The 13,508-nt window shown below is 57.0% G+C and carries 15 protein-coding genes and 1 tRNA gene; 13 read left to right on the plus strand and 3 right to left on the minus strand.

The window, feature by feature from the left end; translation table 11 throughout:
• The first annotated feature begins 104 nt into the window (after positions 1-104).
• On the plus strand, positions 105-419 hold the full coding sequence (locus tag BM317_RS26730; protein WP_060738177.1) for an I78 family peptidase inhibitor: 315 nt from the start codon (positions 105-107) through the stop codon (positions 417-419).
• A 67-nt stretch (positions 420-486) separates the two neighbouring features.
• On the opposite strand, the gene BM317_RS26735 is transcribed toward BM317_RS26730, so the two are convergent.
• Together BM317_RS26735 and BM317_RS26740 are read right to left on the minus strand one after the other, a co-directional pair.
• On the minus strand, positions 487-699 hold the full coding sequence (locus BM317_RS26735; RefSeq protein ID WP_003179963.1) for a cold-shock protein: 213 nt from the start codon (positions 697-699) through the stop codon (positions 487-489).
• A 288-nt stretch (positions 700-987) separates the two neighbouring features.
• Positions 988-1,290 (minus strand): hypothetical protein, encoded by a 303-nt coding sequence (locus BM317_RS26740; protein WP_072405213.1) that lies wholly within the window; start codon positions 1,288-1,290, stop codon positions 988-990.
• A gap of 373 nt (positions 1,291-1,663) precedes the next feature.
• Between BM317_RS26740 and thrS the strand changes: the two genes are divergently transcribed.
• From thrS to ilvA, 12 genes are all read left to right on the plus strand, one after another.
• Positions 1,664-3,586 carry a threonine--tRNA ligase gene (gene thrS / locus BM317_RS26750; RefSeq protein WP_014337550.1) on the plus strand — a complete coding sequence of 641 codons (1,923 nt, stop codon included), beginning with the start codon at positions 1,664-1,666 and terminating at the stop codon, positions 3,584-3,586.
• Positions 3,586-4,137: a translation initiation factor IF-3 gene (gene infC / locus BM317_RS26755; RefSeq protein WP_169432615.1), complete on the plus strand. Its 552-nt coding sequence runs from the start codon at positions 3,586-3,588 to the stop codon at positions 4,135-4,137. Before thrS ends, infC begins: the two co-directional genes overlap by 1 nt.
• A gap of 60 nt (positions 4,138-4,197) precedes the next feature.
• Positions 4,198-4,392 carry a 50S ribosomal protein L35 gene (gene rpmI / locus BM317_RS26760; RefSeq protein WP_002553160.1) on the plus strand — a complete coding sequence of 65 codons (195 nt, stop codon included), beginning with the start codon at positions 4,198-4,200 and terminating at the stop codon, positions 4,390-4,392.
• A 30-nt stretch (positions 4,393-4,422) separates the two neighbouring features.
• Positions 4,423-4,779 carry a 50S ribosomal protein L20 gene (gene rplT, locus BM317_RS26765; protein WP_002553161.1) on the plus strand — a complete coding sequence of 119 codons (357 nt, stop codon included), beginning with the start codon at positions 4,423-4,425 and terminating at the stop codon, positions 4,777-4,779.
• 109 nt (positions 4,780-4,888) lie between these two features.
• On the plus strand, positions 4,889-5,905 hold the full coding sequence (gene pheS / locus BM317_RS26770; protein ID WP_092476890.1) for a phenylalanine--tRNA ligase subunit alpha: 1,017 nt from the start codon (positions 4,889-4,891) through the stop codon (positions 5,903-5,905).
• 36 nt (positions 5,906-5,941) lie between these two features.
• Positions 5,942-8,320, plus strand: coding sequence for a phenylalanine--tRNA ligase subunit beta (pheT, locus tag BM317_RS26775; RefSeq protein ID WP_092476892.1), 2,379 nt, complete (start codon positions 5,942-5,944; stop codon positions 8,318-8,320).
• A gap of 3 nt (positions 8,321-8,323) precedes the next feature.
• Entirely contained in the window at positions 8,324-8,626 is a 303-nt protein-coding gene (gene ihfA / locus BM317_RS26780) for an integration host factor subunit alpha (protein WP_002553164.1), read from the plus strand.
• Entirely contained in the window at positions 8,607-8,963 is a 357-nt protein-coding gene (locus BM317_RS26785) for a MerR family transcriptional regulator (RefSeq protein ID WP_003179985.1), read from the plus strand. The genes ihfA and BM317_RS26785 overlap by 20 nt, the downstream gene beginning before the upstream one ends.
• A 90-nt stretch (positions 8,964-9,053) precedes the next feature.
• Positions 9,054-9,130: transfer RNA gene (locus tag BM317_RS26790), tRNA-Pro, on the plus strand.
• Between the two features lie 619 nt (positions 9,131-9,749).
• Entirely contained in the window at positions 9,750-10,082 is a 333-nt protein-coding gene (locus BM317_RS30905; RefSeq protein ID WP_218189441.1) for a hypothetical protein, read from the plus strand.
• Positions 10,083-10,122: 40 nt separating this feature from the next.
• A complete protein-coding gene (locus BM317_RS30910) occupies positions 10,123-10,413 on the plus strand; it encodes a hypothetical protein (protein WP_218189442.1) in 291 nt (96 codons plus the stop codon).
• Positions 10,414-10,558: 145 nt separating this feature from the next.
• Entirely contained in the window at positions 10,559-11,581 is a 1,023-nt protein-coding gene (gene ilvA / locus BM317_RS26800; RefSeq protein ID WP_092175819.1) for a threonine ammonia-lyase, biosynthetic, read from the plus strand.
• 761 nt (positions 11,582-12,342) lie between these two features.
• On the opposite strand, the gene BM317_RS26805 is transcribed toward ilvA, so the two are convergent.
• Positions 12,343-13,230 (minus strand): AraC family transcriptional regulator, encoded by an 888-nt coding sequence (locus tag BM317_RS26805; RefSeq protein ID WP_092175824.1) that lies wholly within the window; start codon positions 13,228-13,230, stop codon positions 12,343-12,345.
• Positions 13,231-13,508 lie beyond the last annotated feature (278 nt).

Consider the following 13,508-nt stretch of genomic DNA (forward strand, 5'->3'; position numbering starts at 1 on the left):
GGCAAACTGCCAGCTTTCCCCAGGCTGATGCCTGCGGTGTTGAAACCAAGCGCCGTTTGGGCTGTCGCACGTTCTCTGTTTATTCATCGAAAAAAGGAGGCTTCATGCCTTGGAAGCTCGCGTCATTGAGTACTTTGCTGGCCGCCATGTTCTTGAGCGGTTGCAGCAGCACCTCTGAATCGACCCCCGAACCTGTGGCTGCCGAGACCGGTCACAGCCGCTGTGAAGCAAAGGCCGCCGAGTTCGCCATTGGCAAGAAGGCCTCGCCACAGTTGCTGGAGCAGGCCCGCACCCGTGCCGGTGCGCAGAATGCCCGGATCCTCAAGCCCAACGACATGGTCACGCTCGAGTACCGCTCCGATCGCCTGAACCTCAATACCGATGCCAACCTGGTGATCAACCGGGTGAACTGTGGCTGATTGATGGTTTTCAATCGCCCATAAAAAACCCCGTCACATGGACGGGGTTTTTTTGTGCGCCGAGAAATTACTCTGGGCGAACCTGTGCAGCTTGCATACCCTTTTGGCCTTTCTCAGCCACGAAGGAAACGGTCTGGCCTTCTTTCAGGCTTTTGAAACCGTCGCTTTCGATAGCTTTGAAGTGTACGAACAGGTCGTCACCGCCACCTTGAGGAGTGATGAAGCCGAAGCCTTTTTCATCGTTGAACCATTTAACGGTGCCGGTTTGGCGATTAGACATGGTGTATCTCCAAGAAACATATATTTTCAGTGTACTGTGCTGCTCAGGCCAACTGGGCACACCCGGGTATCATAGTCGAAATGTTCGATTTGGGAGCCCCCCGTAGGCGCTGTTTGCCAATCAGTCGTGTTTACTTTATCGCCTTTGCCCGCTGAAAGGCCCGGTTTTAAAGGCTTTGAGCCGAAAGTAAAGACGATAAAAAAAGCTGTAAAACCTGCATAAATAGTACGAAAAAGCGCTTTTTTTGGCCTTTTATCAGCCCCGGGCGGCTTCAAAGACTCCAGTTGTTCACTTTTTCGCAGGCACATTGGCCTTGCATTTGGCGATCTCGCCAAGGGCTTTCTGCTGCAGTTCAGGGGTGGCCTTGTTGTCCATCAGCGCCTGGATATCACGCGCCGGGTAGGACTTGATGGCGTCGGCGCCACAGGCACAGTGGGATTTGGCTGCCGCCGCGCCAATCTGCGGGGTAGCCGCCTGTGTGCACTGGGCCATGTATTTATCCCGCTCGCCCTTCGGCCAGTCGGCGTGGGCACTCAACGGCAGCAGCAGAACAATGGGGGCGACTACGGCGAACAGGGTATTGAGACGCATGCGGGGATGCTCCTTCTGGGTCGATGTTCTGTGATTCGAGGGCGCTAGGGCCGATCAAGTTCAGCACTCTGGCATAAAAGCGGACGATTTGCCTTCCTGTGACAGCCTTGTGCATCGATGACCGTTCATCTGTGCTAGCATGCCGGGCTCGGCTATTTCCAGGCTGCGGATGATCGTTCGTCCCGGTGGCAAAGAGTCCGAATAACCCTGATTTGAATCCCAGTCACTCTGGTTCGGTTTTCCCGGTTGGCCGCAAGGCTCCTGCCGCTGTAAGGCAGGCGTTCGTCATTGAATGGCCTGGACTGGATCTTGTACTGGCTCATCCCAACCCACGTGACCTTTGGTAGGGGTCACCACTAGGAGAGGAGGCGCCATGCCAACTATTACTCTTCCCGACGGCAGTCAACGTTCGTTCGATCACCCGGTTTCCGTAGCCGAGGTCGCCGCATCCATCGGCGCGGGCCTGGCCAAGGCCACCCTGGCCGGCAAGGTCAACGGCAAACTGGTCGACGCCAGTGACGTCATCGACAGCGACGCCACGCTGCAAATCATCACGCCCAAGGATGAAGAGGGGCTGGAGATCATTCGCCACTCCTGCGCGCACTTGGTTGGCCACGCGGTCAAGCAGCTGTACCCGAGCGCGAAGATGGTCATCGGGCCGGTCATCGACGAAGGCTTTTATTACGACATCGCCTTCGAGCGTCCTTTCACGCCAGACGACATGGCTGCCATCGAACAGCGCATGCAGCAGCTGATCGAGAAAGATTACGACGTCATCAAGAAAGTCACCCCGCGCGCCGAAGTCATCGAAGTCTTCAAGGCCCGTGGCGAGGACTACAAGCTGCGTCTGGTGGAAGACATGCCGGACGAGCAGGCCATGGGCCTGTACTACCACGAAGAATACGTCGACATGTGCCGCGGCCCCCACGTGCCGAACACGCGTTTCCTCAAATCCTTCAAGCTGACCAAGCTGTCCGGCGCCTACTGGCGTGGCGATGCGAAGAACGAGCAGTTGCAGCGCGTCTACGGCACTGCCTGGGCGGACAAGAAGCAACTGGCGGCCTACATCCAGCGCATCGAAGAAGCCGAGAAGCGCGATCACCGCAAGATCGGCAAGCGCCTGGGCCTGTTCCACACCCAGGAAGAATCCCCGGGCATGGTGTTCTGGCATCCGAACGGCTGGACCCTGTACCAGGTGCTCGAGCAGTACATGCGCCAGGTCCAGCGTGAGAACGGCTACCTGGAGATCAAGACGCCGCAAGTGGTCGACCGCAGCCTGTGGGAGAAATCCGGGCACTGGGCCAACTACGCCGACAACATGTTCACCACTCAGTCGGAAAACCGCGACTACGCCATCAAGCCGATGAACTGCCCGTGCCACGTGCAGGTGTTCAACCAGGGCCTGAAAAGCTACCGCGAGCTGCCGATGCGCCTGGCCGAGTTCGGTGCCTGCCACCGCAACGAGCCGTCGGGTGCGCTGCACGGCATCATGCGCGTGCGTGCGTTTACCCAGGACGATGCGCACATCTTCTGCACCGAAGAGCAGATGCAGGCCGAATCCGCCGCCTTCATCAAGCTGACCATGGACGTCTACCGGGATTTCGGCTTCACCGAAGTCGAGATGAAGCTGTCCACTCGTCCGGAAAAGCGCGTCGGTTCCGACGAGCTGTGGGATCGCGCCGAAGCGGCCCTGGCCGCCGCCCTCGATAGCGCGGGCCTTGCGTATGATCTGCAACCGGGCGAGGGGGCTTTCTACGGTCCGAAGATCGAGTTCTCGCTGAAAGATTGCCTAGGTCGCGTCTGGCAGTGTGGTACCCTGCAGCTCGATTTTAACCTGCCGATCCGTCTGGGCGCCGAATACGTGTCCGAAGACAACAGCCGCAAGCACCCGGTCATGCTTCACCGCGCGATCCTTGGTTCGTTCGAGCGTTTCGTCGGGATTCTGATCGAACACTACGAGGGTGCGTTCCCTGCGTGGCTGGCACCGACCCAGGCAGTGATCATGAATATCACTGATAAACAGGCAGATTTTGCCGCTGAAGTCGAAAAAACTCTCAACCAAAGCGGATTTCGTGCCAAGTCCGACTTGAGAAATGAAAAGATCGGCTTTAAAATCCGCGAGCATACTTTGCTCAAGGTTCCCTTTCTCTTGGTTATTGGAGATCGGGAGGTCGAGATGCAGACTGTCGCTGTGCGTACTCGTGAAGGTGCTGACCTGGGCTCGATGCCCGTCGCCGAATTCGCTGAGTTCCTCGCGCAAGCGGTTTCCCGGCGTGGTCGCCCAGATTTGGAGTAATTATTATTAAGCGTGAAATGAGACAAGATAAACGAGCTGCACCGAAAGCCCCGATCAACGAGAATATCTCGGCACGCGAGGTTCGGTTAATTGGCGCTGACGGCGAGCAGATTGGCATCGTCTCGATTGATGAAGCGCTTCGTATTGCTGAAGAAGCAAAGCTTGATCTGGTAGAAATTTCCGCGGACGCAGTCCCACCGGTTTGCCGGGTGATGGACTACGGCAAGTCGATCTTCGAGAAGAAGAAGCAGATTGCCGCGGCGAAGAAAAACCAGAAGCAGATTCAGGTAAAAGAAATCAAGTTTCGTCCAGGGACGGAGGAAGGGGATTACCAGGTAAAACTGCGCAACCTGGTACGTTTCCTGAGTGATGGGGACAGGGCCAAGGTATCCTTGCGATTCCGCGGCCGTGAGATGGCCCACCAGGAGCTGGGGATGGAACTCCTCAAGCGGGTTGAACAAGACCTGCTCGAGTACGGTTCGGTCGAACAGCATCCTAAGATGGAAGGACGCCAGCTGATCATGGTCATCGCCCCGAAAAAGAAGAAGTAATCACCAGGGCACGGCAGGCCTTGCGATTATGTTTATCAACTGAATGCGGAGTATCCGAACATGCCAAAGATGAAAACCAAAAGTGGTGCTGCTAAGCGGTTTCTGAAAACTGCTAACGGTATCAAGCACAAGCACGCTTTCAAGAGCCACATCCTGACCAAAATGTCGACCAAGCGTAAGCGTCAACTGCGCGGTAGCAGCTTGCTGCATCCGTCTGACGTGGCAAAAGTCGAGCGCATGCTGCGCCTTCGTTAATTTTTGGATCAAGAATAGAGGAAGTAACTCATGGCTCGTGTAAAGCGTGGCGTCATTGCCCGTAAGCGTCACAAAAAAATTCTGAAACTTGCTAAAGGCTACTACGGCGCGCGCTCCCGCGTATTCCGTGTTGCCAAGCAAGCGGTAATCAAGGCAGGCCAATACGCCTACCGTGACCGTCGTCAGAAAAAACGTCAGTTCCGCGCTCTGTGGATCGCTCGTATCAACGCTGGTGCTCGTGTTAACGGTCTGTCCTACAGCCGTTTCATCGCTGGCCTGAAAAAAGCGTCCATCGAGATCGACCGTAAGGTTCTGGCTGATCTGGCAGTGAACGAAAAAGCGGCGTTTGCTGCGATTGTCGAGAAAGCTAAAGCCACCTTGGCTTAAGTACCCCCGGCAGTCACCCGGGCCCACCTCTGTGGGCCCAGGTGTCAAACGTCATAAATAGGGGAAGAGCCTTAAAGCTCTTCCCCTATTTTGTATCTGGAGTCTGTACATGGAAAACCTGGACGCGCTGGTCGCTCAAGCACTAGAGGCTGTGCAAAGCGCTGAAGATATCAATGCCCTGGAGCAAATCCGGGTTCACTACCTTGGCAAGAAGGGCGAGTTGACTCAGGTGATGAAGACCCTGGGGAGCCTGCCAGCCGAAGAGCGTCCGCAGGTCGGTGCGCTGATCAACGTTGCCAAGGAGCGTGTCACAGAAGTCCTCAATGCGCGCAAGGCGTTGTTCGAGGAGGCGGATCTGGCTGCCAAGCTCGCCGCCGAGTCCATCGACGTGACCCTGCCTGGCCGTGGCCAGACTTCCGGTGGCTTGCATCCGGTGACCCGGACCCTGGAACGCATCGAGCAGTTCTTCACCCACATCGGCTACGGCATTGCCGAAGGCCCTGAGGTCGAAGACGACTACCACAACTTCGAGGCACTCAACATCCCAGGCCATCACCCGGCCCGGTCGATGCATGATACCTTCTATTTCAATGCGAACATGCTGTTGCGCACCCATACCTCGCCGGTACAGGTCCGCACCATGGAATCGCAGCAGCCGCCGATCCGCATCGTCTGCCCAGGCCGTGTGTACCGCAGCGACTCCGATATCACCCACTCGCCGATGTTCCACCAGGTCGAAGGCCTGCTGGTCGATCGCGACATCAATTTCGCTGACCTGAAAGGCACGATCGAAGAGTTCCTGCGGGTGTTCTTCGAAAAAGAGCTGGCGGTGCGTTTCCGCCCTTCGTACTTCCCGTTCACCGAGCCCTCCGCTGAAGTCGACATGGAATGCGTGATGTGCAGCGGTAAAGGCTGCCGCGTCTGCAAGCAGACTGGCTGGCTGGAAGTGATGGGCTGCGGGATGGTTCACCCGAACGTGCTGCGTATGTCCGGTATCGATCCGGAAGAATTCTCGGGCTTTGCTTTCGGCATGGGCGTCGAGCGCCTGGCCATGCTGCGTTACGGTGTGAATGACTTGCGCCTGTTCTTCGACAACGACTTGCGGTTCCTTGCGCAATTTCGCTAGGTCGCAGGCCCGTAACGAATCTATTAGGAGAACAGGATGAAATTCAGTGAACAATGGCTGCGCGGCTGGGTAAGCCCGCAGGTAAGTCGGGACGAGCTGGTTGCTCGCCTGTCGATGGCCGGTCTTGAGGTCGATAGCGTCACGCCGGCCGCCGGTGAATTCAGCGGCGTGGTGGTGGGCGAGGTGTTGAGCACCGAGCAACACCCGGACGCTGACAAATTGCGGGTTTGCCAGGTCAGTAATGGCGCGGAGACTTTCCAGGTGGTCTGCGGCGCACCTAACGTGCGCCCAGGCCTGAAGATCCCGTTCGCCATGATCGGTGCCGAACTGCCGGGCGACTTCAAGATCAAGAAAGCCAAGCTGCGTGGCGTCGAGTCCAACGGCATGCTGTGCTCCCAGGCCGAACTGCAAGTCGGCGAAGGCAACGATGGTCTGATGGAGCTTCCGGCCGATGCGCCGGTGGGCCAGGACATTCGTGAATACCTGAACTTGGACGATGCGAGCATCGAGGTCGACCTGACGCCGAACCGTGGCGACTGCCTGTCCCTGGCCGGCCTGGCCCGTGAAGTCGGCGCGCTGTATGCCGCCCCCGTGACGCGTCCTCTGGTCGCGGCCGTGCCGGCGGTGCATGACGAAGTGCGTTCGATTGACGTCCTGGCGCCGGCGGCATGCCCGCGTTACCTGGGCCGTGTGATCCGTAACGTCGACCTGTCCAAGCCAACACCGCTGTGGATGGTCGAGCGCCTGCGTCGCGCCGACGTGCGCAGCATCGACGCCGCTGTCGACATCACCAACTATGTGATGCTGGAGCTGGGTCAACCGCTGCATGCGTTCGATCTCGCCGAAATCAACGGCGGCATCCGCGTGCGCATGGCCGAAGAGGGTGAAAAGCTGGTGCTGCTCGATGGCCAGGAAGTGACCCTGCGCAGCGACACCCTGGTGATTGCCGACCATGCCCGCGCCTTGGCGATTGCTGGCGTAATGGGCGGCGAGCACAGTGGTGTATCCGCCACGACCCGCGATGTATTCCTGGAAAGCGCGTTCTTCGATCAGATCGCCGTCGCTGGCAAGGCGCGTTCCTATGGCCTGCACACCGACGCCTCGCACCGCTACGAGCGTGGCGTGGACTGGCAACTGGCCCGTGAAGCCATGGAGCGCGCCACTGGCCTGCTGCTGGAGATCACTGGCGGTGAAGCCGGCCCGATCATCGAGACCGTCAGCGAACAGCACCTGCCGAAGATTGCACCGGTCACCCTGCGTGCCCAGCGCATCACCCAGATGCTGGGCATGGAAATGGCCCCGGCCGAAGTCGAACGCCTGCTCAGCGCCCTTGGCCTGAACATCAGCGCCGATGGGACAGGGCAGTGGCGCGTCGAAGTGCCAAGCCATCGCTTCGATATCAGCCTGGAAGTCGACCTGATCGAAGAACTGGCCCGCCTGTACGGTTACAACCGTCTGCCGGTTCGCTACCCGCAAGCGCGCCTGGCCCCACAGGCCAAGGCCGAAGCCCGTAGCGACCTGCCGGAACTGCGCCGCCTGCTGGTGGCTCGTGGGTATCAGGAAGCGATCACCTACAGCTTCATCGATCCGCGCCAGTTCGAGCTGTTCAATCCGGGTGTCGAGCCGCTGTTGCTGGCCAACCCGATTTCCAACGACATGGCGGCCATGCGCTCGTCCCTGTGGCCTGGTTTGGTCAAATCGCTGCAGCACAACCTCAACCGCCAGCAGGATCGCGTGCGTCTGTTCGAAAGCGGCCTGCGCTTCGTCGGTCAACTGGACGGCTTGAAGCAAGAGCCGATGCTGGCCGGTGTCGTCTGTGGCAGCCGTCTGCCGGAAGGCTGGGCGCAAGGTCGCGATGTCGTCGATTTCTTCGACGTCAAGGCTGACGTCGAAGCCGTGCTGGGTTTCGCCGGCGCGCTCGACGCGTTCACTTTCGTACCAGGCAAGCATCCGGCGCTGCACCCGGGGCAGACCGCACGCATCGAGCGAGACGGGCGTGAAGTCGGCTATGTCGGTGCCATCCACCCGGAACTGTCGAAAACCCTGGGCCTCGATCGTCCAGTCTTCGTTTTCGAGCTGGTTCTGGCCGAAGTGGCCCAAGGGAAAATGCCGAAATTCCAGGAGTTATCGCGCTTTCCTGAAGTGCGTCGTGACCTTGCGTTGCTGGCTGACCGTGACGTTGCTTCCAGTGCTGTACTGGACGTAATACGTGAAAATGCAGGCGAATGGCTCACGGACCTCAGGCTATTTGACGTGTATCAGGGTAAAGGCATTGATCCGCATAGAAAAAGCCTTGCAGTCGGCTTGACCTGGCAGCATCCATCGCGCACTCTTAATGACGATGAGGTGAATACCGCAACGCAGAACATCCTCACCTCGCTCGAAAACAGGTTGAACGCCACGTTAAGGAAGTGACGTATGGGGGCTCTGACGAAAGCTGAGATGGCGGAACGTCTGTATGAGGAGTTGGGCCTGAATAAACGGGAGGCCAAAGAATTGGTCGAACTGTTTTTCGAAGAAATCAGGCACGCTCTGGAAGACAACGAACAGGTCAAGTTGTCCGGTTTCGGCAATTTCGACCTTCGGGACAAACGCCAGCGGCCTGGCCGCAATCCGAAAACGGGAGAAGAAATCCCGATCACGGCTCGCCGTGTGGTCACCTTTCGTCCAGGGCAGAAGTTGAAGGCCCGAGTTGAGGCTTATGCTGGAACCAAGTCATAACGACGAACTACCCGTCATCCCGGGCAAACGCTACTTCACCATTGGTGAAGTCAGCGAGCTGTGTGCGGTAAAACCGCACGTGCTGCGCTATTGGGAGCAGGAGTTTCCTCAACTCAACCCGGTCAAGCGCCGCGGAAACCGCCGGTATTATCAGCGACAAGACGTGCTGATGATCCGGCAGATCCGCGCGCTGCTGTACGACCAGGGGTTCACCATCGGCGGCGCGCGCCTGCGCCTCTCCGGTGATGAGGCCAAGGACGATACAACCCAGTACAAACAAATGATCCGCCAGATGATCGCCGAGCTTGAAGATGTGCTGGTGGTGCTCAAGAAATAAAATTTCTGCTTTAAATACTTCCAGTTTTCAAAAGCTTGCGATATATTCCTGAGCGTTCCGTTGAGAAGCGGAACAAGATTCACGCCTAGTCGGGGCGTAGCGCAGTCCGGTAGCGCACTAGCATGGGGTGCTAGGGGTCGAGTGTTCGAATCACTCCGTCCCGACCATATTTTTCAATGACTTGGCCCAATCTGAAAAGGTTGGGCTTTTTCATGTCTACAAAATTATTCCCACATTTACTCCCACGGATATCATGGATCCTGGTAGAGCTGCCATCTGAGAGGCGTATTTGTGTTCGAGTCTCGTCCGCTGCGCCATATTTGCTTCCACTAAGGCCCTCTGAACGCCTAGAAGCCACGGAAATCGCGGTCTTTAGCCGCTTTTTTCGTTTCTGGATTCACTGGAATCTATCTCCAGTCACGGTTTTTAAGTACACATTTACATGCTGCAAATCGGGCGACCTACAACGGACTTTCTGAGCGCACAGCGGGTATCTGCTGATTGGCAACCTGAAGTCAGGCTATGCGATCAAGGTCGGACAGATTTGAGGAGACCAAGGAATGAAGCGCTGCGGCATGACTCCTTCGATTACTATCAGGTGATCAGGTCAAGAAGAGCTATGAGAAAGCCAACGTGAGGAACAACGGTGAGTGCTACTAATGCGATCAACAGGATCGACAAAAATCGCAGCTGAATCAGGTAGGCGAGATATTTCTCCGGGGATGGACCTTCGCCCATCCGACGATCTCCGACGCCCTAACGGAGATTCTGCGCCAGAAGCCCCATATGATGGCGGCGCTCATACGAGGCGCGACTATCGAGACCATTCTTAGCCGCTTCACGTGCGAGGGCTCGCCGCTCATTCGAGATGCGCTTGTCATCCAGACAACGCTCGACGACGCTCTGGTCACACGACTTGGTCACACGCCCGACGAATTACACCGCAATTGGATGCTGTTCCACTTCCTTTCCTATCGTTCGAGCGAGGCCGTGTTCGTCAAAGCCGTCAAGCAGTTTTCCAATCTACTTCGACCGCCATGCTGGCAATTTGATCTCACTAGCAACGATCCCCAGATCGCCACCTATGGCACGTGCTCATCACCTCAGCGTCTTGCCTAACGATCTTCGCTCTGAGGTAGCCGACAGGCTGGAATCAGCCGTGTTCAACGGTCTCGACGTCTCCTTCTTCGACGAGCCACAGATGCTAGCGGTCATACCGCCGCTAAGGCTTATCGGTGTGGGCTTAGCGCTGCGGACAACTGTGCTGCCTTCGCTCGAAGAGAGGATCGATGAGATCGCCGGCCGCCGCTCAAGCCGGCTTCGACTATCAGCTCGACGTCTCGATCCTCGCAGCCTTGCAACTCCTCCTCATTTCCAATTGCCCTTCTGGGGGCGAAATAAATGGCGCATCGCCATTGACTTGCTTGGTCACCGCCGGTTAGTTTCGTGACATGCCATTTCAAGCCTTCAGCCAGCCAAGCATTATTATCGCCATTCCTCATAAGGCGGGATAGCACACGGCTGTACCAAAACCCGCCTTAGAGGCGGGTTTTGTTTTTCCGTCTCCAATGCCTTTAAGAAACCAGGAGACACCTATGAGCACGTTCCCCGTCCCTCACACCGCTGATACGGCATTGCTTGAACACTATGTGAAAAAGATCCTCGCCGCGCCGGTCTATGACTTGGCGGTGCGTACGCCCCTGCAAGCCGCGCCGGTGTTGTCGGCATTGTTGGGCAACCAGTTGTTGCTCAAGCGCGAAGACCTGCAACCGACCTTTTCTTTCAAGATACGCGGCGCCTATAACAAGTTGGTGCAGCTCACCGCCGAGCAAAAGGCGCGCGGCGTGGTGACGGCGTCGGCGGGTAACCATGCGCAAGGCGTGGCACTGGCGGCGCGGGAGTTGGGGATCCAGGCGCGGATCGTGATGCCGTGCAGCACGCCGGAATTGAAGGTGCTGGGCGTGCTCTCCCGGGGCGCCGAAGCGGTGCTGCACGGCGAGAGCTTCCCGTTTGCCCTGGCCCATGCGGTGCAACTGGCCGAGATGTCCGGCTGCATCTTCGTTTCGCCCTTCGATGACCCGGATGTGATCGCCGGCCAGGGCACGGTGGCCATGGAAATCCTGCGCCAGCAACAAGGCCCGTTGGACGCGATCTTCGTGCCCGTGGGCGGCGGCGGCCTGATCGCCGGCATTGCGGCCTACGTCAAATACCTGCGGCCCGAGGTGCGCATCATCGGGGTCGAGCCCGAAGGCTCCAGTTGCCTGCTCGCCGCACTGCAGGCCGGGGAGCGGGTGGTGTTGCCGAGTGTCGACGGGTTTGCCGATGGTACCGCGGTCGCGCAAATCGGCGCCTATGGTTTTGAGATCTGCCGCGATTGGGTCGACGAAGTCATCACCGTCAGCAATGACGAATTGTGCAGCGCCATCAAGCTGATCTACGACGATACCCGCTCCATCACCGAACCGTCCGGTGCGTTGGCGGTGGCGGGCATTCGCAGATATGTCGCCCGTCACGGTCTGCGTGGGCAAACCTTGGTGGCGGTCAATTCCGGGGCGAATATCAACTTTGATAGTTTACGACACGTTGCTGAAAGGTGTGCGGCGCAAGGCGCAGTTTGATCCGAGGGCCAGGGTTAACGTTTAATCAAAGGGGGTCGGCGATGATTAGGCGGACACCATCGCCTTTGACGTCGGGGTCAGGAAGGTGATTTGGCCGGACGCTTAGAGCGCCAGTTAGAGCTGGCTGAGGAAAGTCGATGAAAGGTCGCTACTGGTAAGAAATGGCGAATCAACCAGGCCCGAGTCAAGCGTGTTGCACCGTGAGGTGGAGGGGGAAGCGTTGACAAGGGAAATCGATGAGCCAGCCATTGGGCTGTGAAATCAGGAATTCGGGTTGCCGATGCTGTTATGCGAAGCAGAAGGCAACACGGAGCATGGCTTATACGCCAGCCATGCTCTGATCTCCCTCAGTCGGAGACCCTGTGCACGTCGGGACGTTCTCCGCACAGAAGCTGGGAGATCTCAGCGGTGCCCAGCGCGTAAGCTCCGGGCTGAGCAGGAAAGACCAAAGCCGAGTCTGCTTGCGCTTCTCGGTACCGCTTTTCGCGCGGGGGTCAATCTGCTGGATGAGAACTCCGATCTTCGCTCCCCTGCACGACCGCAATGCGTAACCCACACTACTCGCAGATGAAGATTCCAATATCGGTCAGTCTATTGGTGCCTAAGATGGGAGTCGCCGCGATTTAAGAACTGAAGCAATAAACACGACTCGTTTACTGTTGGAGGATGTAACTTGGTCAGGTTTAAATGGGCTTGCTTGGCCCTTATCCATGAGATAGTCAGATGACCAGTGACCGCTTATTGCTTTTAATAAAGCGATGTTAATGACTTTTCTCATCCCGCGGAGAGTATCCGAAAGCCTCCTTGAAACGAACGGAAAAAAGTGCCTGGCTAGAGAAGCCGCAATTATAGGCAACTTCAGCAATTGTCATTTGACGAGATTTATTTTGCAAGTTCTCTCGGAGTAATTTCTGAGCGTGCCTGAGACGTGCGAGACGAAGCTCACGCCCAAAAGTGGTATCGTGAGCCTGAAAGATCTTATGAATATATCGGATGGATACTCTATGGGACTGAGCTGCTCTTTCAGGTGCGAGATCCGGATCCTGAAAATTTGCCGCGATATAGGCCATCACTCGGTGAAAGAAATGGTCTATCACTGGTTTTGAATCATCCCCTGCGTAGCTCTCGGGAACATCCATCATCAAGAAGGCTAGTTCTAGTAAGCCTCTCTCTAAGCTGTTGACATGTTCGATAGAAAGACAGGCCGCGCTTTCCAAAGCTTGCAATGCGAATTGCGTCAGAAGTGGCACGAAACGGGAATTAGCGACATCGACTCGGCCGCAAACTGCATCGATTTTCGGGCACATAGCCCGGAACAAGTCGGCGGGAATCTTAATTGTGACATTTCTAGTACCATCTGGAATATCAGTCCGATACTCTTCTGCTGAGTTAAATATCGCGACCTGACCAGGCGCAACGTCTCCTAATCTACCCAAATGCGAAAAGCGCTCGGTCTGCATCGTGGGCATGACCAACGCGAAAAAGTCTGAATCATCTCGTCCCCCATGTACCTTTCTTCGCAATGCTCGTTGCGCATCGGCAGCAAAACGGGTGATTCCCACGGCGCCAATTTGGGTAGACTCAATAATCCCTGAGAACGAAGAAGGGGCGCGCGCTACGACATCTATAGGGTAGTAGACATCGCTCATGAACTCATTCCAGGCGACAAGACGCCTTTGTGGGTGAACCTCCCCAGTAGAAAATCGGGTCACTAAATGTAACGGATCCACACAACCACCCCGGACTTAGACATTAGTCCGTGCAGCAATGCACGTCTCATGCCAGCGACCACAGTCGCCCATGTTAGCGGCTGAAGAAGGGTGCTAGGTTCTGTACGAAATCCCGAGAAACCCAATTGCCGCCCCTCAAACGCTGAGATTTTGTAGAGTCCTCCGCCATCGACGGAAAGGAATTCTGTGATGGCAAA

The sequence above is a fragment of the Pseudomonas sp. NFACC24-1 genome, assembly GCF_900115235.1.
Lineage (GTDB): Bacteria > Pseudomonadota > Gammaproteobacteria > Pseudomonadales > Pseudomonadaceae > Aquipseudomonas > Aquipseudomonas fluorescens_AA.